Origin of the sequence: Enterococcus sp. BWR-S5, assembly GCF_016745255.1 — a bacterium.
GTDB lineage: Bacteria > Bacillota > Bacilli > Lactobacillales > Enterococcaceae > Enterococcus_L.
Genome location: NZ_JADOEQ010000002.1, coordinates 241,760 through 263,661, shown reverse-complemented (window position 1 = coordinate 263,661; position 21,902 = coordinate 241,760). Strand labels below are relative to the sequence as shown.

The following is a 21,902-nucleotide window of genomic DNA, read 5'->3' as shown; positions in this document are numbered from 1 at the left end:
ACTTATGATAAAATGAAGTATCAAACTACTAGGGGGATATTGTATGGGTAACTTATCAAATGTTTCAAAGCTAGAATTTAGCAACCCGACTGATTTCTTAAAAAAGCAATCTGATCTCAGAAATTATATGGGTTACAAGTCCCAATCTAGTATGGAGAAGGAAATCAATTATTTAGAAAAGCTCTTTGCTATTGATTTTAAAGAGAAATTTTTTAATGAAGATAGCAGAGAATATGAAATTCCATTATTAACATATGAATTGTTTAAGGTGTTTCTTCATTCAGAGGTAAAGAAAGTCACGACATTAGAAAATAAAAAAGCATTGGAAAAAAACAGACCCATAGATTTAGTTCAGTCTGCTATGGAAGCAGCGTTACTTAGTTCTATTGATTCAATGTGTGAAAATAATTCCCATTATTACCTAAGATTTATACAAGGTAATTTACAGAGTTCCGTATTTTATAAAATGAACTGTAAAAATGATGAGTTTGTACTAAAGGATTTAAATGTCTGGATGAGAAGTGTCAAGAAATTATACCAAAGAATCGAAAATGAGAGTAAGAATTATGATAAGAAAGATAACCGAACCAAAAAGAAGATTGATCAAGAATATAAAAAAATTACAATGAATACCTCGTATCAAGTAGGAAATTATTCATTTGAAAACTTATTGTATTATGAGTTAAATGACAAAGTGAGTCGAGAAAGAGGCAGTGATTGTAAATCTAACAAGGAAAAACAACTTCAAGTGTTTGAGTTATTTTTTTCTGAATTATCGTTGTCAATTAACTTGCTAGATTTGCTGAAAATGTGGGGATTTAGAATACTTCTTGCTGACAGAAAATATATAGATGAATTAGAGAATATGAAAAAAGATAATAGAACAAGTCTCTTTTTATGGTTAAAATGGTTAATACTGTCAGAAATTGAGTTGTTTCAGCAATTAAGAAAAGAAAATAGTATGACTATTGACCGTAAAGAATATATAAAGAGCATGCTGTCTATTATGCCGTATTATCAAGTTTTAATTGGTTTATCTAATCAACATTCTTTTTATTATTGGTCATGCATTGAGAAGGAAAAAAAGTATCAAGAATATTATGATAAATGTTTTACTTTGTATGAACTGTATGAAGCATGTAAAAGAAATGGATTGAGGCTAGAAAGAAGTGAACTATCTGATCGCATAGATATTACAACAGGAATCATAAATAAAAAGGGTGCAGATATTCCTTTTACTAGAATAGAAATACTAGAATTTTGTAGAAAAAATAATATTTTTCTTCCTCAAATCGGAGATCAACAATCCTATATTTCAATAGCTAAAATAAATGGAAGAAATGAAAGAAGAAGGGTAGAATTACAAATTCAGAAACTAGCATTGTATGGGAAAACAGGTCTTAATGAAAATCACATAATCAAACAGAAAAGAAGTGAAAAAGATAATAGAAAAGAATTTCAACAGAGCATGTTAATCCAAAATTTTCATAAAGACTTTTCATTGTTTTTAAAGAAGGTTAAAGAATTTTCTATAGAAAATAAGGTCGAAAATTATCGTGAAAAACTTGAAAAGGAGTATTTAGATGAGAAAAATAGTTCAGATAGTGAGTATTTAAGTAAGTATAAGTTGCAATTATTTGATTGCGCTATGATGGATGCGCAAATTGCTTATGAAAATGAATTGGAAGTAAAAAATAAAATGGAGATTGCGAGCGGTCTAGGCAACGTCTCACCTTCAATTGTTGAAGAGAAAATTTTTGGTATTTTTGAAAAAGCTCAAGGAAAAGACTATTTAGTGGATGTCATTTTTAGCTTCAAAACAGGTCAAAAGCACACTTTTTGAAAATTCCATGAAACAAAAAAGTGCAAAAAATTGTAAATATAAAAATGGAAAGCTTGAGAAATCAAGCTTTCTTTTTTTATATTCGGAATGAAGCCCTTCGATGCTAGATCTGTATTATTCTTAACTCATCGATCGAAAACAAGTAATACAAAGCGCTTTGAGAAAGGACTTTATAATGATTCAAATACCAGAAAGTATTATCAATAAAAAAACCAAATTTATAGTAGCGACTCTCGTTAACTACGAGGAAATGCCAAGCATGAGACATTTTGAAGAAATTGGCAAAGATGTCCGATTTACTTTCAAAATCATAGACACGCAAGAAACATTCTCACAGGTCTTTCATCTGGATAATCAAATGCGTTCGGTAGACTGGGGATACATTAAACCGCTGTTAAGACAGACTATTTCTAAGTACCTAAGCAATCAAGAAATTGACTTCAATTTAATGGTAGGACAAGTTTTCATTATTGGAACGGAAGAGGTCTACTCTCCTAAGACTAGACAAACGTACCAAAATATCACTGTCTTTGTACCAATTACAGATGGGCTAAAAGAAAAACTTGCTATTGCTAGCTAACACTAAATAGGCGGTAGAGCGGCGTAACAATCAAAGAATCCTTTTGTTACGGGCTAAAAAGAGTGTTGTTTCTTATACCGCATTACCGATGATTATAAACTGAATAAAAAAATACAACGGTAGAGCGGTAAATATGGGTAAGCCCTGAAATTGCTACTAGGTATGGGATTACATGTTATTTACCGTTCTACCGTAATTCAAAGGAGTGTCTTCTAGGGATGACTAAAAAAATTGAAATGATAAAAGATGAAGTTTTAAGATATGTAAAGCTGTTAGCCATGTTTGGAATTTTATATATTGAGCTGCGAATTTTGCCACACTATAACAAAAATGACAAAGTAATTAGTAAATTATTCTCGACTGATAAGGAAGGCTGCCGAAGGATGATTGATTTTATTAATGAAGGTGGCTTTCAGTATGGCTCAGTTTATAGCACGTTTAATCAATTCAATGTTGAAGAAGTTACAGATGGCAGGCCAATAAAAGATTCAGATATTACTGCAATACGTTTTATCTACATCGATTTAGATCCAGAAAGACCTACCAAAACGTCTTCTACGGATAAAGAAAAGGAACATGCAGCCAAACTTGCTGCTGAAATATACTCGTATCTTGAAAGTATGGGTGTAAAATCGCTTATCCAATTTGATAGCGGAAATGGATATGGCTTGTTAATTCCAATTGAAAATGGCGATATAGAGAGCGTAAAACAGTTGAATAAATTATTTGTAAAAGTGTTAGATCAGCGCCACAGTAATAAATTTGTTCGTGTAGATGTCAGTGTGCCCAATCCGTCAAGAATTACTAAAGTGATTGGAACACCAGCAGTGAAAGGTGATTTTACTGAAGAACGGCCACATAGACGCAGTTTTCTTATGAAAATTCCTAATGAAGTGATAGATACGCCACTTACAGTTTTGGAGAAGATTGTAAAAGAAAATACAAAAATAACTGCCTTACCAAAAAAGCAAATACAACGTACAAAAGATTTTATCATTGCAGATACCGCTATTTGGCTAGATTCTTACCATTTTGAATACTATGTAAAGGATGGTGATATCGAAGGTGTTAAACTGTACATTTTCAAGGAGTGTCCGTTAAAACAGCATTCAAACAATCAAAATGGTGCATCAATCTCTGTAACAAAAGATGGAAAGAATCGGTTCCAATGCCAACACGCTTCTGATGAAGCCAAAACGATTCATGACTTCGCAGAACAATACCCAGTCCCAGAAGAAGCAAAAACGTTGGTGAAAAACAATAGCAAAGAACCCGTGACTGCAAAGGCTTTAGATGAGGGGCAGAAATTCACTTATGGAAATTATGAATTATCTAAAAAGGGTCTTTACTATTTAGACAGTAAAAGCCAGTTTCTAAAAATTGCTGATGCATTGTTCATAGAGCAGACATCTATTGAAAAAGTGACCCATAAGGTAATGTATTTACTTTGTTACTTTTTTGATGGCGAGTGGATCAAGCAATGGCTACCTGCTTCCACATTCCAACAGCAACAGTTTAAACAGCTCGTTAATATTGGCGTTACCTTTCAAACTAGACGTGAGTCAGAAGTGGTTGACTATCTGATGGAGCAACGGAAAACAGCGCCAAAAGTATATCAACACAAAGAGCTGGGGTGGATCATAGACGACAATCATCCTGTGTACTTGTTGGATAAAAGCTACTCTAGTTCTGACCAAGTGCAGGAGTCTGTTCTTTCAAAAGAAAGCTTCTATCAGTTTGATAGCCAAGGAACATTTGGAGAATGGAAAGAGTTTGTCCAGTTGAATGTTAAACATGAAGGATTTTCACTTTCAACCGTGTTAGGATTCGCACCAATTGTCTTCGGGTTTCTAAAGACAGTATTAAATCTGGATATTTCTGTTTTTCTTATCTCATTAAGAGGAATTTCTGGTTCGGGAAAAACGACAAAATTAAAATGGATTAGTTCTCTGTACGGGAATTCAGCAGATATCATTATGACAATGAATGGGACGGCCAACGCCTTGATAAAACTGTCTGCTCAGAATTATGGGACACCAGTGATTTTTGATGAATTAGGATCAGCTTCTATGAAAGATTTAACACCAATTATCTTTCAATGGGCATCTGGACAGGAGCGTCTGAGAATGAATAAGGAAATGGGACTAACCATTCCAGAGAAAATAAAGACGTTGCTCTTCCTTAGCTCAGAGAATGCTTTGAAAGCTTATTTGCAAAATCAAATGGGGTTGTTTTCTAGATACGTTGAGTTTTCCAATATCAGGTGGACTATTTCTGCTGATCACGCAGAAGAAATCAAAGCGTTTTCTGACCAAGTCTATGGTGTTGCGGCAAAACAATTTGTCCCAGAATTGTTAAAAATGGATAGCGGCGAAGTGAAGACATTATTTGATTCCGTAAAAGTAGAGTTGAAACAGCAATTAGATGTGGACCAACTCGATCAACGGATACTCAATAACTATGCGGTATTAGCCACCACAGGTCGATTGGTAAAAAAACTACTTAAGGTGGATTTAGATACTGAAAAGGTAGAACAGCTTCTTCTTAAAACTTACAAAAGGAGTTTCGAAGAAAAGCGGACTGCTAGTACAGACTATTACGATCAGACCGTGGAATGGCTCCTTAGTAATGCTCATCGCTTTATTGATACTAGTTCTTCTGGCAACAAGTCTTTCGGACCGATATGGGGGAAAGTGGCAGTAACAAATGCTCAAGTTAAAGTGAATATTATTAGTAGTATATTCAAGAAAGAGCTGGCTAAAGAATTTAATGTGATTGATTGTGATCATATTATTAAGCACCTGTTGGAAACGGAAAAAATGGCTTCTGAAAAAGGTCGGCAAACCAAAAGAGTACGTATCAATAAAGAGAATGTAACTACTTTTGAGCTATTATTGCCACTTGAACTAAAAGACTATTTTAAATTGAATGTGAACCAAACTATAGAAAATACCGAACCAAAACCAGCTCTACGAACAGTTCAGCTACCACTTACTGATGATGAGTTGAATTTTGAAGAAACGGAAGGGGAAAATAAAAATGAAAAATAATACAGAAGAATTCAGCAAAATCTTAGCTCGACAATTGTTGCCATACTTGTATCACCATATTGATCCAGAAGAAGAAGTGAAAAGCTAACAATAGCATTGCTTTGAATTAAAAGGAGGTGAAAAAATATGTTTGAAGATGAATTTGAGGAGTTAACAGAAGCTGAGTTCTTGGAAATACTTGGCCAACACGGTGCCGTGGGCATTTCTCTAGATGAACAAGACATTGATTAAAAAAAGCTGAACAGAGCGAAGTCCGCTACTATTTCTCGCTCTGTTTCAATTATAAATAGGGGGATTGTTATGCGTGTATATGGATATGATAGGACATCTGTTTGGGATAAATTGAAGGTTTCTAATGATGCTCAATGGCAGTTGATTTGTGATAAGGCTAAGCAAGATGGTCATTTAAAACCACAACGATATAGTGAACAAGGAGAATCTGGCGGAAGTGGCAATCGAACGGCATTTCAACAACTAAGGCAAGAGATAATAAGCTCAGATGAACAAGGAATCCTTTATTTTTGGAGATATGACAGAATTTATAGAGAAACACGACCAGCTTTGGAATTCCTTCAACTTTGCCATGATCACAATATCGAAATAGTATCTATTGCAGAACCCTTTCCTTCGGAAACAAGTGACTTAGCTACTAAAAAGGTATTTATACAACTACTTTTTATTCATGCTTCTATGCAACGTGAGGCAATCATTGAAAATATTAAAAGTGGATTAGCTTACAAACGTAGTCAGGGGGAGTACATATCTTCTGCAGTTCCATATGGTTATCGTTTGATAGAAGGTGAAGTAGTTCAAGAGCTTGAAGAAGCAAAAGCAGTGAAACGACTATTTGAGTTGTATTGTTCCGGGGAGTTTGGTTATAAAAAATTGGCACAAGCTTTGGCAATGGAAGGGTATGTTTTCAAGGAGCACCCCTTTACTGTACGAAATGTTCATAGCATTCTAGGAAATAGTCTTTATTATGGTTGGATTAAAGGAGGAACTTTTGGGGGCTATCAAGGAAATTTCACGCCAATTATTACTAAGAAAGCATTTGACCAAGCGCAAGCAATTCGAAAAAGTCGGCAGGTAACAAAAACAGATCAAAGGGTTTACCCCCTTCGCAAAAAAATAAATTGTCCTCATTGTCATAGGCGGCTAAGTCCAAAGTTCCAATACAATCATGCTAAAACGCAACGTTTATACTATTACCATTGCGCCAATCGAGAATGTAAAGGAGTTTTTCTAAGAGCTGAACAAATTGAGCAGGCAGTTATTGACAATTTAAAGGAGTTTCTTCAACGAGATGGTATTTATGCAGAGTTATTGACAGCGGTAGAACAAGAAATTCATCAAATGAAGAAAAAGGAGCATATTGAAAAGAGAGCGGTTTATAGAAATAAGACTGCAATCATTGAACAGTTTGAAAAGGGGGAAATAACTATTGAAAAAATGAAACAAGAACTACATTTACTGAGTGAGATATCTAATGAATCACAATCTGGATATATAAAAAAATATGAAGAAAAGTTACAAGAGTTGTTATTGTTAAAAAAAATTACGATTCAGAAAATTGTAATGGACCAGTTAGATTACATTGAAGTAAGTCCAGCAAAAGAAATACAAGGAATTTATCTTGTTTCAATAAACGAAAATATTATGAGAAAAGGAGTATAAAGACAATGAATTTAAAAGGATTGGTGCCAGATAAAAATATTGAAAACAAAGGCAATAAGAAAAGAGTTGCTTTATATATTCGAGTTAGTACACAAGAGCAAGCAGCGGATGGGTACAGTATTCAAGCTCAAGAACAAGTTGGACGAGAATATGCCAAAAGAATGGGATATGAGGTTGTAAAGGTCTATATAGATGAGGGAGAAAGCGGAAAATCGACAAAACATCGTTTAGCATACCAGCAAATGATGAAGGATGCTAAGCTAGGAATATTTGATTTGGTTGTCATTTGGAAATTAACACGTCTTGGACGAAATATGTTAGATACTCTTATTACTGTAGAAGAGCTTTTGCTTTACAGTATAGGTCTTCATTCAATTTCTGAACAATTTGACATTACTAATTCAACTGGAAAACTCATGTTACAACTATTAGGAAGTTTTGCTGAGTTTGAACGTAATCAAATTAGTGAGAACGTTCAAATGACGATGCAAAGCCTCGTACGTGATCAAAAAAGATATGCAGGTGGTAGGCGCTTAGGCTATATTAGTGGAGAAGATGCAACAGGTAAAAAACAGCTATTGATTGAACCTGAAGAAGCTAAAATCATTCAGCTAGTCTATGCAAAATATTTAGGGGGCGAAGGTTATCGAGCGATTGCTAATTATTTGAACCGGCAAGGATATCAAACAGTAAAGAAAAATAATTTTTCAACAACAGCGGTTAAAGATATTCTCCATAACAAAATTTATGGAGGGTATCTGGAATATGCTCGATACTTAAATTGGGATACAAAACGTCGCAAAGGAAAAAATCCAAACCCTATTCTTGTAAAAGGAGAGCATCAACCCATTATTGATGAGCAAACCTATCAAGCTGTTCAGGAGAGAATTTCACTAGAGGATAGATCACCTCAATGGAATCAATCCGGTGAAAACCTACTAACTGGTTTGTTACGCTGCCCAGAATGTGGCGCACCTATGGCTGCCAGTAATGTAACGAATACAGTAAAAGGAGGAATTAAAAAGCGTATTCGCTATTACTCTTGTTCACAATTTCGGAATAAAGGAGCAAGTGTCTGTCATGCAAACTCTATTCGAGCAGATAAGGCAGAAGCATTTGTAGCAGCTCGATTAAAAGAAATCGTTCAAAATCCTATCATCTTGAAACAACTGATTAAGGAATTGAATCAGGAGCTAGTAGACCAGATCAAACCATTAGAACAGGAAGTAGCTGTTATTTCTGTTGAGAAGGAGGAAATCAATGGAAAGTTGACCAGATTGTACGAAGCTGTAGAGGATAGTCCAGAATTACTTGACTCTGTAAAAGAACGCTTGGGAGAACTAACTCTTAAGCGAAAAAATTACCAACTACGGGAGAATGAAATCTTAACAGTTCTCCAACATCAAGGAGAAGAGATTACCATTAAAAATGTTCAGTCAATTATTAATGGATTAGATGTACTTCTTACTAATCGGGAAAAACGAGAGGTTAAGCAGATATATCGAACGTTTATCGACAGAATCACCTTTGATCCATTAAACAAGAATGACATTAAACTTTATATGACATTCGATCAAACAATAATTGACCAACTCAATGAACACTATAAAGCAGTCGTATCCGAATCAACGGATGCGACTCTTTTTGTGTTGAAAACAAGATTTACATTGAGTATTTAAAGATAGCTGAAAAAGATGTTGAAAGCAGCTTTTTAGAGTAAGATAGCGGGTACCTAAAGAGAAATAGTTACTTGTGCGATTTCCTTTAAATAAGGTTGTTTAAGACGGAATTTGGTTGTATTAGTTATGATAGTCTCTTACAAAATCATTTTATCCAGTAATGTGACGAGAGAGATAACGAAACCCTAGCTATTTCAAATAGCTAGGGCAATCGTTATGGAGGTGCGTAACAGGTAGTATTGTTTTTTCTCTTAATAAATGCAGTATCAAGAATAATAGTTTGGCAAAAACACCTTGATTTTAGTATAAGAGGGATTAATCTTATCATAATTAATAATGAAAAATTATCGAATCATAAACTAAGTCATGGTATAATAAAAAATTGGTAGTATTAAAAAGCTTTGGATTCTACCTATAAGGAGGTTCACGATGCTATTATCAAAAAATTTTTTTAATGAAGAACTAAAAAGTAATAAAATAAGAGGGATTGAGAACTTTGAAGGAATGAATGATTCTGGAAGGCAGTCCAATACTATTTTTAAGTCAATTGCATATCCAAGTAAAATATATTATCCTCATATTCAAAAGTTCATACGTGAGTATACAGAAGAGGGAGCGGTTATTCTTGATAGCTTCTCTGGTAGTGGTTCTACTGGAATAGCTGCTGCAATAGAGAATAGAAAAGCTGTTTTAATTGATGATAGCCCGTATGCAGAGTTTATTCAAAAAAATATTTTTAGTGTTTTTCAATTAGATACTATCAAGAAAACATATGAAAAGATGATTAAAGATTTAAAACCTGATATTGATTTGATCTATGCTACTAAAAGTGGAACAGGTGAGGTTGGAGTACTACAAACTATTATTTCTTCCAATATTTATAAATGTCCAAGTTGTAATAATGAGATGGATTTGAATAATAATGAGACAGGAGTCAGATCAGAATATAAGTGTCCAAATTGTAATACAAAAATTAATATTGCAGAGCAAGCAATCAAAGATTTGAAGGTTGAGAGTAGACGTCCGGTTGAAGTGATACTCAAGTTTAAAGATCCAAATACAAAAAAAATAGTTAAGGAAAATAGAATTGTTTCTCAAAGTGATATTGAAAATTGGGACAATAATGTCGCTGCTGTACTAGAAAAATATCCTGAATTATGGGAACCTGATGAAAAAATTGTATATAACAGAAGCTACCCACGAGTTGGTGGTTGGCCAGGGTTTCCCATTCATTCAAAAGTCGGAGCACTCTTCTCTGAAAAAAATCTACTCGCACTTAAGATTATCAACAATTATATAGAAACGAAAATTAAAGATGATAATACAAAGTTGTTTTTTAAATTTGTATTCACTGAATCGTTATTTAGAAGTTCAAGTCGTCTTTTTAAGTCTTCTGGCATAAAAAATGTATACCATATTCCACCAATTGGTAAGGAACAAAATGTTCTTACTGTGTTCGAAAGGAAATACAAAACCCTTTTTAAATGTGAACAATTTGTTGAAGGTTTGATGACTCCAGAACAAAAGAAAAATATTGTTTCGATTAAGTCTAACGCAAGAAAACTTTCTTTTGATAGCAATTTGTTCGATTACGCTTTTATTGACCCCCCGTATGGTGGAATTGTTCCATATGCTGAGCTCAATTTATTTTATTCCGCTTGGTTGGATGAAAAAGAAGATTTGGAAAACGAAATCAATATTCCAATGGATTTTGATAAGAAACAAGAATGGGCTGAAACATGGGGAAACATGATAGAAGAAGCATTCTCTGAGGTGTTTCGTGTTCTTAAACCTGGGGCCTATTTTACATTAGTATTTCAGTCTAAGTTTGACACAATATGGAATGTTCTTAGAGATGTTATGATTAATAGAATTGGATTTGAGTTCGTTGATTTTGTAGGCAACGAAAGAGGTACGACCTTTCATACTAATAGTGTTAATGATACTAATCCGCAAAGTGCATATATCACATATATGAAACCAATGAATATTTCAAAAAAAGTTATGAGTCAACAGTTGGTATTTGATTTCATTCCAAATAACTACTGGAATGAAAAACGTACTTTTAGAGAGCTGCAAGATACAATCATTACACTAGTTCACAAACATAATCTTCAAGGGGTGCCATCTGATAAAGATATACGGAAATGGATCGAGAGCAAAAAAATCACAAATAATAATTTTGATAGCAGAGCGTGATAAAAAGACCCGCAAAACGTTAATAGTTTTGCGGGCTCTTTTTTACAGAAACTCATCCAAATTTAAATGAGCATTATTAAATTGTTTTCTTAGATAATCTTTTGATGACGAATCTACATCGCACAGAGTTACAGATCGGTTTTCTTCTATGGCAACAATACCAGTAACACAAGAACCAGCAAAAAAGTCTAAGACTTGTCCATTTTCTGGGCTTAGTCCCCTTATAATTCTTCTTATCAACTCCTTTGGTTTTTGTGTAGGATGTCCCACTCTTTCTTTAGAATTTCCGTTTAAACGTCCGATTTCCCATACATTAGTTGGGTTCTTCCCTTTATTTACATTTTCTGGGTTTAATCGTTTGTCTTTTAAATATAAACCCCTAGTTTCTTCATCATAGGGAATTCTAACTGAATCTAGATCGAAATAGTATTTTTTACTTTTGACGATCCAAATAATTTCTTCATGTCTATTTGCGAAAAAACGTTTTGCTGAAATTCCATTTTTATAATACCAGACAATGGTATTTACTATATTAAATTTTGTGTTATGACGGACATGATGAATGAGCTCGTATAGATCTCCAGTTTTTTTTCCTTCAAATTGTGTTCCTCCAAAAATCATACAGTTCCCATTTTGCTTAAGAACTCTATATGCTTCATCTATCCATAGCTCAGCCCAACTGACATAATCTGTAAAAGTATCCCAGTCTGTTAGGCTGATATTATATGGAGGATCTAATAGAATTAAGTCTATTGATTCATCGGGTATAGATTTTAGAACATTGAGGCAGTCGTCTGTTATAAGTTTTATTCTGTTTTTTGACATATCAGTATTCCTCAAATATTAAAATATCTTCTTTAGTAAACAAGAAATCAGTAGTTCCAAATCTTGAACCAAATAGTTCTTTTAAATGTTCTAATTGCTCTGATTGACTGTTAACTTGGGGATTTTTAGCTATTTCTTTTCGTTCAATCAATTCTTTTTCAGATTCATTTCCATTTATTATAAAAAGTTTTTTATATATCCCTAATTTTTTTACAGTTACTTCAGAACGATTTATTTCTAAAATACCTACACTCTCTGCTAGATTATTTAAGAATGGAACTCTTCTTCTTCGTCCCTCCACTGAAGGTATTTCAATACCATTAGATTCAATGAAACCTAGAACGTAAGGTGAATTAAAAAATGTTTCATAGAGGGTATTCTTTGATATCTTTTCTATTTGGAACTCTCTATAAAGAACATGTAGCAGTTGCTCAAAAGCATCGAATTGTAATAAAATATTCATCCAAATTTTATTTGCAGCAAAGTCACTGGCTATAAAATTAGCAATTTCCTTATTAAAGTATGATTCACTTTCTTGCATTCTCCAAGAAAGTGGTTCGGTAAGTTGTACATTTATTTTTTGTAAAAGAGGTTCAAATTTATCAACCATCTCTTTCCCTATATCCGTTAGAACAAGACTATTGGATTTTGTAATCCGTGCATCTTCTAGGATTCCTAACTCCATTAGTGCTTGAATCTTATACTTCGTTTGCCTTTGTATAGTACTTGTACGAGAGTCTTTGCTCAGGGCACCAGTCATCCGAATATACTTTTCTTCAATCAAGGAATCTTTTCTGCTTGCTATAGAAAGATGATACAGAATATACATAATGTGCCCTAGTGAAGTGCCTTGAGGATAATGGTAACTTGATTCAGTTAGTTCATTCAATTCATTTAGAAATTGATGCCAACTGCCAAAATGTCTATTGACAAAGGAAACAGGAATTTGACTTTCATTTTTCCAGTCTTCGAGGCTAACTCGTTTTCCTAAAAGCTTATCTTTAATTGAATAGTATTCATCTTTCAAGTCTTCTTTGGTATAGGTTGCGCTATCTGCATCCTGCTGATTCATGATTTGTTCAACTTTATCATCAAAATTGACCTTAATATGACCACCATAATCATAAAATGTTTTTCCTGTGAATTGCCCATCTTTATTTTTCATTTTAACAGAATCTTTTGATAACCAATCTCGTATTTTATTAGCTTTATGATAGTTTCCGATAAAATCGAGAACTATTACACTTTCTTTTCCAGCAGCTAATCTCAATCCACGACCAAGTTGTTGTGTGAATATAGTTTTACTTTCAGTAGGGCGTAAAAACATTAAACCTCGAACATTTGGTATATCAACTCCCTCATTAAACATATTGATTGTAAATGCTACATTGTATTCGTTGTTTCTGAAATCTTCGATTAATTTTGCTGCTCCAGGAGCTTCGGAATTAATTGAAACAGCGTTAATTCCATTATCATTAAATAATTTAGCCATTCGATCAGCATGTTCTATTGAGACACAGAATCCAATTGTCTTATCTCCACTAATGTATTCTTTATATTTTTCAAGAATAGCATCATTTCGACTTTGTATATTAAGCATTCTATCAAGATCTTGAACATCATACTTATTACCATTAAATTTGATTTTTGAATAGTCAATGTCATCAGTTAGTCCATGGTATTCTATATTAACAAGAAAACCAGCATCTATAGCATCATGAAACGTAAATTCAGCTATCTTTTGATAGTCGAATAGCTCCATTATATCTTTTCGGTCACTTCTATCAGGTGTCGCAGTCATACCTAGCATAAAACTTGGGTTGAAATAATCAAATATCTTCTTATATGATTTTGCTTGTGAATGGTGTACTTCATCAATCACAATATAATCAAATTCATCTGGTTCAAATAAGGAAAGATTTTTGGGGCTAACTAAAGAATCTTTTGAAGCAAAAAGAACTTTTGATGTCTTGATATTGTCTTTTTCTTTGCCATCCAATTTTCCTAACACAGTATCTGGGTCTAATATTTTTGAGAATGCTTTTTTTGCTTGATTCAATATTTCTAAGCTATGAACTACAAAAAGACCTCTGTTCTTTGGAGAGTTTTTAGATAAAAATTTTTTCATATCCATTGCTGAAAGGTAGGTCTTTCCAGTACCAGTTGGCATTACAACAATTCCTTTATCTTTTCCAATAGAACGGCTGTATTCAATTCTTCTTAGAGCTTTTTCTTGTATACCATTTGGAGTTATTTCAATTGGTGGAAGGAGATCAGGCCTATATTTTTGGAGTGCAAATTTAATAGTTTCAAAAACGTAGTCTCTCTTATTGGAATCTTGTAATTGTGTATAAGAGAATCTAAGGACATGCCAATTATTAATAATGAGTTCGTTTTGTCGAAACAAACTATCATCAAATTCATCTGAAGTAATAGCTCCTTCAGCATGGTAAGATTCACCATCTATTTCAAAGGCTATTTTATTTAATCCTTCATCATGAAAAGCGAAGTCAATACGACGCTGCTTACCTGATTGATCAATAAATGGTTCTTGTGCTTTTAAACAATGAAGCTTTTCAATTCCAATGATTGGTAGAACAAATTCAGTAACAAAAATTTTTTCGCTTTTTTGAGTGATACCATTGCTGTTGAAATAATCCTCTAAAATAGAACTCATACTAAGTAACTCTCCTATCTTTATCTATAGTGAAAAAACTACTATCAGAATTATAGTATCATATACTTGTCATTAACGCTTGATAGATTGTGCGAATAGATAGATAATAGATAAAAAGAAGAGGAGCTTATACTATGAAATTAACGAATCGTCATCAGCAAGTTTTAGAGGCATTAAGGGTGAAAGGACCTTCCACAGCACGAGAAGTTGCTGAATATATGCATGGGAAAGGTTACACTCCTTTGTTAGAGAGAAATATTGCCCACCCAAGACTTAATGAATTGGAAAATGAAAATTTAGTAAAAGTCATAGGAAAAAAAGTCGATAGTGTTACAAATAAAGAAGTTGCAGTATATGAAATAATTTAGACCATGATTACTTTAGCCGTTGTTAAATTGTAGAATTTGTAAAACTTAGAATAGATAGAAATATTTGGAATAAGATTCATAATAGATTGTGTTGCTAATTAACCACATTATTTTTGATACAGGTATGTATATCATAAATGATGTGGTTTTTTGAATAATAGGGACTCAGATTGAAAATTGAGGAAATGATGGCTGTCATAGGATTCTCCAAATATCATTCACTTGCGATACGCGGAGCCGTATCATAAATGATGGAAGGACATTAATATGGTGGAATTTTATGTGTGGAAATGTAGCTGTATAGTGTGTTTATTACAAGTTATATAGTTAGAATGAGTGGAAAGTGTATCATAAATGTTTATATGTGGATGTTGTTAATCTTCAAGGTTGGAAAGGGGTTTGTTTAATATTATTACTAAGGAGTCGTGAGTAAATGTGGTGCACGTGGGAGAGCTTTTCTTCAGTGAGCCTTTCAGGCTCTGGCCGGTAATAGAGGCTCACAGCCGCAGAGAAAACCTCCAGTTCACACTGGAGGTTTTGATTGATATTCCACGGATTTTTCAATGACAGTTCAAGTAAGGTTGGTGCTGAAAAATTTTCATAGATGATTCCTGATCAGTCATTTGTAGATACCATTTCAAAGGCTTGAGGTAAATTGGACAGTAACTTTGAAAGCTCTTGTTTTATCATAAATGCTTTCCTGCATATTTCTTCAGTGAAATTAGATTTGAATAACTTCAGGATTTTGTTATCTGACCATTCAAAGACTTCTACAGTATTTCCTTCTGAAATCATCCTCCTTTTTGCATAATCATGAATTGAAACTAGCTTTTACTAGCATAGTGTTATTTTGCTAGTGAACGCTAGTTTTTATTGATTTTTCTTGAGAAGGTAGAGGGGGCAGAATTTAAAATGACGTATTGCAGATAAATTAAAAAGTTGTTGTAAAAGTAATTTACGATTGTCGTTATACACTGGATGGTTTTAGCTATGTTTATAGTTCGGAGGATTTTTCAACATGGTAATAGAGAATCCTTTAGTATACCTACGCGTTTAATCAGTTTATCTAACATTCTTCTGTTCTATAAGAGAAGACCTATCAAACTTTCTCCTACACAACTATCCTCATTTTTATAACCACGATTGAAAATCATTTTCACAAATAACCGCTATTTTTGAAAGCGTTAACCTTTTTGTGAATCAGCTATCGAAGCATTTAATACCAGATGATAAGGTGGAATTGTACCAATCAGCTGATGGTCTTTGTTGGGTTTGGGACATAAAATGCTTCCTACCCTCTGATGTATGAATAACTGTTGAAATAGGAGGAGAGATTTATGTTAGTTATTGCTTATATTGGTTTTGGCAACAGTGTTTGTCAGTACCATCTGCCATATGTTGAAGAGCGGAAAGAAAAAATGAAGGTTAAATATATTTATCGTAGAGAAGAAGATCGAGTAGGAGATTTAGAACGTGAAAGTTGGTATCCGACAATCAGATTTACTTCTTCGATTGAAGAGGTGATGCAGGATTCGGAGGTCAATCTGATTGTGGTAAACACGCCTGACCAGTTTCATGTGATGTACAGTAGAATGGCTTTAGAAAATGGCAAGAACGTTCTGACAGAAAAGCCCTTTGCCATGACAAGTGCTGAAGCAAAAGAAATATTTGCTCTCGCAAAAGAAAAAGGACTATTGGCAATGGCGAATCAGAATCGGCGCTTTGATGCGGATATGCGGACAGTTCGCAAAGTGATTGAATCGGGTGTTTTAGGTGAATTGATTGAAGTAGAATCTCATTATGATTACTATCGCCCGGCAATTGCTGCTAACAAGCGAATGGGAGTACTTTACGGATTAGCTGTTCATCCGGTGGATCAAATCATTGGAGAGTTTGGCGTTCCTGAGAAATTGGTTTATGATGTGCGCAGTATTGATAATCCTGGTATTTCGGATGATTATTATGATATTGATTTCTTTTATCCAAACGGATTGAAGGCAATTGTTAAAACCAGCTATTATGTGAAGCTGGATTATCCAAGCTTTACAGTTCATGGTAAAAAGGGCAGCTTCTTGATGCCGTCACTTGGGCATAATTCTTCGAAAGAAAAACCCAATGGTCCTTACCCGCTACCAGCAGAAGAGTACCCTGAAGCGTTATGGGGCACCTTAGCTTATGTGGATCAAGAAGGAAAAGAAGTGAACATGAAAGTTCCTGTAGAAAAGGGAGACTACGGGATCATCTATGATAATATCTTTGATGTTTTAGCCGGTAATGCAGAAAAAATAGTCAAAGATGAGGAAGTTGTCGCTGTTTTACAAATTATTGAAGCAGCGATGAACATTGCGAGGGAGGCGAAATAATGAAAGTAGGCTTATTAGGAGCAGGAATGATTGTGCATGATCTGCTGAGCTTTGCTGGTGAAGTCAGTGATATGGAATTAGAAGCGATTTGTGCAACACCTGCTGAGGAAACAACTATTCAGACATTGGCAAAAGAGTATGGAATCAAAAAATGTTATACAGATTTCGGTGAGATGCTAAAGAATCCTGCGATAGAGACAATCTATATAGGCGTTCCAAACCATCTGCACTATACGTTCACGAAAAAAGCGCTGCTGGCGGATAAGCATGTCATTTGTGAAAAGCCTTTTACTTCAAACGATCAGGAAGCCGTTGAATTAGCTGAATTAGCGAGAGAACGAGAGTTATTTGTTTTAGAAGCTGTTTCGACTCGTTTTTTACCGAATGTATTGAAAATCAAAGAGTTGCTGCCGACATTGGGAGAAATCAAAATAATCTCAGCCAATTATTCGCAGTATTCTTCCAGATATGATGCATTCAAGCAAGGAATCACTCAACCGGCTTTTGATCCTGAAAAATCTGGTGGTGCATTGATGGATTTAAATATTTACAATATAAATCTGATGGTCACGTTGTTTGGCACAACTGAAAAGGTAAACTATCAGGCGAATATTCAAAAAGGAATTGATACTTCTGGTATTTTGACTATGGATTACAATGAATTTAAGGCAGTTTGTATTGCAGCTAAGGATTGTAAGGCGCCCATCGTTACATCCATTCAAGGAGATAAAGGCTGTATCATCATTGAAGATTCCGCAAATGTTGTAGCCAAATTCAAATTATTGATGAATGATTCATCGGTTGAAAAGGTTTATGAGCTGAATGAAGGGAAGCATCGAATGTACCATGAGTTCGCAGCATTTTGCGATATCATCGATAATCGGAAAGTCACAGAAGCCAATGCATTGATGGATATTTCACTAGCAACGATGAAAATACAGACACAGGCAAGAAGAACAGCGGATGTGTTTTTCCCTTCGGATACTAATGCTGAAAATAAGTAAATTCTACAAAGAAATATAGCGAATGAAGGGGTTGCGAAATGAAGGTGTCCGTAATCCCTGAAATAAGCTATTAAAAAATAGGAGGTTCTCCGAATGGATAAACAAAAGAAAAGCTTAATGGATAGACTAACAGATTTTACGAATAAAATATCTGAACCACTAGGTAGATTCGCCAGTACAGATATCATCTCCTCTGTTGTATCTGGTTTGGTATCAGTTACTCCGATTATTATGATTGGCTCTATCTTCTTGATCCTGTATGTATTAGGATCACCGGATGTTGGAACCAGCGGTCAGCCATTGATTGGGTTCTTGGCACCATGGGCAGGAAAGTTTGCCTGGATGAACAGCTTGACTATGAACTTGATGTCCTTATATTGTGCGGTTGCAATTCCTTATCATTATGCACAAAAGAAAAAGATGAATACATTGACTTGCAGTTTATTAGGGTTGGCGACATTCCTGATCTTTACCATCAATGGTTATGATGAGGCTGGTGGGATATCTGTCACCTCCTTCAGTGCGAGCGGTTTGTTCGTTTGTATTATCACGAGTATCATTGGGGTTCAAATTTTGAAATTTTTCCTGGATAAAAATATCACGATCAAGATGCCTGACTCTGTACCACCGAATATTGGAAATGCTTTTGGCGCATTGCTTCCTTTTGCAACGATCTTTGCTTTCGCATGGCTGATTCGGACGATTCTGGACTTTGACATGGTTGCGTGGCTGAACACGTTATTAGAGCCGATCATTACGTCTTCTGATAGTGTTTGGATGGCGATGTTGGTCACCTTTATTTGTCTGCTGCTATGGAGCGTCGGGCTTCACGGAGATAATATGTTTTTAGCGTTATTCACTCCGTTTGGTTTAATGTGGATCGATCAAAATGCAAGCGCTTTAGCTGGTGGGTCTTCAAATTATGACCTGCCGAATATTTTAGCTGGTTTAGGCAAAACCGGACTTTTACGATTAACGATTTGGACTGCTGCAGTTTGGCCATTGCTCTTTTTAATGGTCACCTCAAAGAAAAAACAGTTTCGAACGATTGGGTTGACCTCGTTAGCACCAGGTATTTTTACAATCGTTGAGCCGGTAATTTATGGATTGCCGATTGCGCTTAATCCCTACTTGATGATTCCTTTTATTTTAAGCGGAACGATTTCTTCAGGAGTAGGCTATCTTTTGATGTCCACGAGCTTCTTTGGAAAATTCTATGCGGTAGTCCCTTGGGCAACTCCGCCGTTTTTGTTAGGCCCTTTAGGAACCGGGGATATGAAGACTGTACTTATTCCGATTATTTCTTTTGCGATAGGATTCGTCATTTATCTGCCATTCTGGAAAGTCTATAATCAAAGTATTGATACTGCAGAAAAGCTGAAAGAAGATACACCGTCACCAGAAATGATTCAAGTGAATGAAGCATAGTAATAACAGATACAAGCCATATATATATTCTATGAATCAGTAATTATTTCTCGGATTAGGATGCTATAATGAATAAAAGTGGTTTCGCTTACAAAGAAAATGACTTTTGGGTTTTCCCACTGTATTTTGGTGTACATGTGTTATGGTACATCCTAAAATGAGGAGTGATGAAATGATTATTCAACAACTGCAAGAGGGCACGAACTTTACCCATCAGGAGAAAGCAATCGTTCAGTTTATTTTGGAAAATCAAGAGGCAGCTTTAGATAGAACAGCTAAAGAGCTGGCAAGTTTGACGTTAACTAGCCCGGCAACAATCAATCGTCTTTGTAAGAAGCTGGGATTTAAAAGCTATCACGAGTTTCAATTACGCTATGTCAGTGAGCATGCTCAAAACAAGAAAAATGATCGCACGAAGCTGGATGTCACGGCGTCTAATATGGAACTATCCGCGACCGTTGAGGGATTGTATCGAGAAACGGTGCGTCATACGCAGCAAATGATAGAAAAAAATTCCTTGAACCGGATCATCAATCGGTTAGTCCACTCGAAGAGAATTGACTTTTACGCAAATGATGCGAATTTCACACGAGGTCAGGGAACCTGTTTGAAACTAAGCAGCTTAGGGATAAATACGCAGGTTTTTAATACCTATAATGATTTTTATATCAACACATTGATGGATAACGACAGCATAGCAATCATTGTTAGCCATACCGGCTGTAATCCGGTCATGGTCAATGCTGCTTTGGAACTGCGCCGTAAGAATATTTATACGGTTGCTCTGACTAGCAATGTCGATAGAAAGCTGGATTTGTTATGTAACGATAGCCTCTATATCTATTCTGGTCATTACGAGCTGACCTCACTGCAATATGGTGTCTCAGTTGATTATCTTCTTGATGTGATTTATACGTGCCTTGTTGCTCGAAAACGTAAGAAACCTGTTGAATATCATTAATAATTTTGTGAGTTAGGATAGCAAATGGATTTCGGCGACTGGCAGAAGTATCTATCAGTCGCTTTTTGACTGCCGTGAAATTGGTGGAAATAGACAAATTACACAGATTAGTAAGCGATAGACTCCTGTAATAAAGATAGAGAATATCATGACGACGACAGATTACGAAAGACGAAAATTTATCTGCTATCTATCCAAGTAGATTAGGTTGAGAAAATCAAAAAATGATTGATGAAGCGTTTGATAGGAAGGTGCCTAAGGATACAGTAGAGCAAAGTGATTATGACAGCTTGAACAAGGAAATTGCAAGGGATAGAAAAGCATAATAAAAGGAATCGTATCTGATTTTATCGGATATGATTCCTTTTTGTAAAAGTGTGGGGTTGATATCATTAAAAACGAGTTAGTTGTTAATAGTAGTGTGTTTTTCTATTTTTATACTCACTAGGAGAGATACTCATCTCTTTTTTAAATACTTTACTAAAATAGTTTCCTGTAGAAAATCCGACTTTTCTTGCGACTATTTCCACTGTTTCCTCCTCCCATAATAGCGATAGTGAATGAAGAATACGCACTTTCTTTAAATAGTGTATTGGTGGCGAGTTATAAGCTGCTTCGAATTGTCGAATCAATTTGTATTTTGATAAGCCGTATTTTTCAGATAAAAACTCTAAGCTGATATCTTCGAAATAATGTTCATCAATGTATTTTTTTACTGCTTCAATGGTCGCTGTTTTTTGTTGGCTTTCTTTTTGCACTTCTTCTTTGATATCTACAAAAAGAGTAAATGCAGCTTTAGTATTTTGTGTAACAGTTACTTCTTGTGTTTTTAGATCAAGAATAAATCCTCGCAGCCGTTCAATGAAGCCCTCCGATAATTCAACAATTGCAACGGAGGTATCCAACCATTGAATCATACTTCCTGAAAATTCTATAAACAGAAAATGCCAATTCTCACCGAAGTAGCGATAACTCCCAGGGATTTTAGCAAAAAAAGCTTTGTTTTGTGTTAAGGGAACAGTTTTTTCTCCGATTTGTATAAAGCCCTGACCGCTTAATGTCACTTGCAAAACGATCAGTTGTTCTTTTCGCTGACGTGCATCCCAATCATAATGAGTACTTCCTTGTCCTATACCAATCCCTCGGATTAGGGGGAAGTGTTGTTCATTAATGTAATGGAACTGACGTACGAAATTCTGCAATTTATTACCCTCCTTGAAATAATTTCTTCTTGTTACTTCTGATTATACT

The 21,902-nt window shown here is 34.8% G+C and carries 14 protein-coding genes; 11 read left to right on the top strand and 3 right to left on the bottom strand.

Annotation, left to right across the window (positions count from 1 at the left end):
• The first annotated feature begins 43 nt into the window (after positions 1-43).
• The 6 genes from IW510_RS03815 (at position 44) to IW510_RS03790 (ending at position 11,025) form a co-directional block, all read left to right on the top strand.
• The gene (locus IW510_RS03815) at positions 44-1,843 is read left to right on the top strand and encodes a hypothetical protein (protein ID WP_202057084.1); all 1,800 of its coding nucleotides are present in this window, start codon (positions 44-46) and stop codon (positions 1,841-1,843) included.
• 175 nt (positions 1,844-2,018) lie between these two features.
• On the top strand, positions 2,019-2,423 hold the full coding sequence (locus IW510_RS03810) for a hypothetical protein (RefSeq protein WP_202057083.1): 405 nt from the start codon (positions 2,019-2,021) through the stop codon (positions 2,421-2,423).
• A 218-nt stretch (positions 2,424-2,641) separates the two neighbouring features.
• Complete coding sequence (locus tag IW510_RS03805; protein WP_202057077.1) at positions 2,642-5,473, top strand: DUF927 domain-containing protein; 2,832 nt, start codon at positions 2,642-2,644, stop codon at positions 5,471-5,473.
• A 300-nt stretch (positions 5,474-5,773) separates the two neighbouring features.
• Positions 5,774-7,147, top strand: coding sequence for a recombinase family protein (locus tag IW510_RS03800; protein WP_202057071.1), 1,374 nt, complete (start codon positions 5,774-5,776; stop codon positions 7,145-7,147).
• A 5-nt stretch (positions 7,148-7,152) separates the two neighbouring features.
• Positions 7,153-8,826, top strand: coding sequence for a recombinase family protein (locus tag IW510_RS03795; RefSeq protein WP_202057069.1), 1,674 nt, complete (start codon positions 7,153-7,155; stop codon positions 8,824-8,826).
• A 429-nt stretch (positions 8,827-9,255) separates the two neighbouring features.
• A complete protein-coding gene (locus tag IW510_RS03790) occupies positions 9,256-11,025 on the top strand; it encodes a DNA methyltransferase (protein WP_202057067.1) in 1,770 nt (589 codons plus the stop codon).
• A 42-nt stretch (positions 11,026-11,067) separates the two neighbouring features.
• Here IW510_RS03790 and IW510_RS03785 read toward each other — a convergent pair whose 3' ends face one another.
• Positions 11,068-11,850 (bottom strand): DNA-methyltransferase, encoded by a 783-nt coding sequence (locus IW510_RS03785; protein WP_202057065.1) that lies wholly within the window; start codon positions 11,848-11,850, stop codon positions 11,068-11,070.
• A 1-nt stretch (position 11,851) separates the two neighbouring features.
• Positions 11,852-14,527 carry a DEAD/DEAH box helicase gene (locus IW510_RS03780; RefSeq protein WP_202057062.1) on the bottom strand — a complete coding sequence of 892 codons (2,676 nt, stop codon included), beginning with the start codon at positions 14,525-14,527 and terminating at the stop codon, positions 11,852-11,854.
• A gap of 134 nt (positions 14,528-14,661) precedes the next feature.
• Here IW510_RS03780 and IW510_RS03775 point away from each other — a divergent pair, with 134 nt between their 5' ends.
• The 5 genes from IW510_RS03775 to IW510_RS03755 all read left to right on the top strand — a co-directional run bounded on the left by IW510_RS03775 (position 14,662) and on the right by IW510_RS03755 (position 20,651).
• Positions 14,662-14,895, top strand: a complete 234-nt coding sequence (locus tag IW510_RS03775; protein WP_202057060.1) for a hypothetical protein — start codon at positions 14,662-14,664, stop codon at positions 14,893-14,895.
• A gap of 1,337 nt (positions 14,896-16,232) precedes the next feature.
• A complete protein-coding gene (locus tag IW510_RS03770; RefSeq protein ID WP_202057058.1) occupies positions 16,233-17,258 on the top strand; it encodes a Gfo/Idh/MocA family oxidoreductase in 1,026 nt (341 codons plus the stop codon).
• Positions 17,258-18,262, top strand: coding sequence for a Gfo/Idh/MocA family protein (locus IW510_RS03765; RefSeq protein WP_202057055.1), 1,005 nt, complete (start codon positions 17,258-17,260; stop codon positions 18,260-18,262). Before IW510_RS03770 ends, IW510_RS03765 begins: the two co-directional genes overlap by 1 nt.
• Before the next feature lie 93 nt (positions 18,263-18,355).
• Positions 18,356-19,690: a PTS sugar transporter subunit IIC gene (locus IW510_RS03760; RefSeq protein WP_202057054.1), complete on the top strand. Its 1,335-nt coding sequence runs from the start codon at positions 18,356-18,358 to the stop codon at positions 19,688-19,690.
• 172 nt (positions 19,691-19,862) lie between these two features.
• Positions 19,863-20,651, top strand: coding sequence for a MurR/RpiR family transcriptional regulator (locus IW510_RS03755; RefSeq protein ID WP_202057053.1), 789 nt, complete (start codon positions 19,863-19,865; stop codon positions 20,649-20,651).
• 410 nt (positions 20,652-21,061) lie between these two features.
• Here IW510_RS03755 and IW510_RS03750 read toward each other — a convergent pair whose 3' ends face one another.
• The gene (locus tag IW510_RS03750) at positions 21,062-21,853 is read right to left on the bottom strand and encodes a helix-turn-helix domain-containing protein (RefSeq protein WP_202057052.1); all 792 of its coding nucleotides are present in this window, start codon (positions 21,851-21,853) and stop codon (positions 21,062-21,064) included.
• Positions 21,854-21,902 lie beyond the last annotated feature (49 nt).

Coding starts and splice junctions, on each gene's coding strand:
- IW510_RS03815 (WP_202057084.1), top strand. CDS start 44: ATGGGTAACTTATCAAATGTTTCAAAGCTAGAATTTAGCAACCCGACT.
- IW510_RS03810 (WP_202057083.1), top strand. CDS start 2,019: ATGATTCAAATACCAGAAAGTATTATCAATAAAAAAACCAAATTTATA.
- IW510_RS03805 (WP_202057077.1), top strand. CDS start 2,642: ATGACTAAAAAAATTGAAATGATAAAAGATGAAGTTTTAAGATATGTA.
- IW510_RS03800 (WP_202057071.1), top strand. CDS start 5,774: ATGCGTGTATATGGATATGATAGGACATCTGTTTGGGATAAATTGAAG.
- IW510_RS03795 (WP_202057069.1), top strand. CDS start 7,153: ATGAATTTAAAAGGATTGGTGCCAGATAAAAATATTGAAAACAAAGGC.
- IW510_RS03790 (WP_202057067.1), top strand. CDS start 9,256: ATGCTATTATCAAAAAATTTTTTTAATGAAGAACTAAAAAGTAATAAA.
- IW510_RS03785 (WP_202057065.1), bottom strand. CDS start 11,850: ATGTCAAAAAACAGAATAAAACTTATAACAGACGACTGCCTCAATGTT.
- IW510_RS03780 (WP_202057062.1), bottom strand. CDS start 14,527: ATGAGTTCTATTTTAGAGGATTATTTCAACAGCAATGGTATCACTCAA.
- IW510_RS03775 (WP_202057060.1), top strand. CDS start 14,662: ATGAAATTAACGAATCGTCATCAGCAAGTTTTAGAGGCATTAAGGGTG.
- IW510_RS03770 (WP_202057058.1), top strand. CDS start 16,233: ATGTTAGTTATTGCTTATATTGGTTTTGGCAACAGTGTTTGTCAGTAC.
- IW510_RS03765 (WP_202057055.1), top strand. CDS start 17,258: ATGAAAGTAGGCTTATTAGGAGCAGGAATGATTGTGCATGATCTGCTG.
- IW510_RS03760 (WP_202057054.1), top strand. CDS start 18,356: ATGGATAAACAAAAGAAAAGCTTAATGGATAGACTAACAGATTTTACG.
- IW510_RS03755 (WP_202057053.1), top strand. CDS start 19,863: ATGATTATTCAACAACTGCAAGAGGGCACGAACTTTACCCATCAGGAG.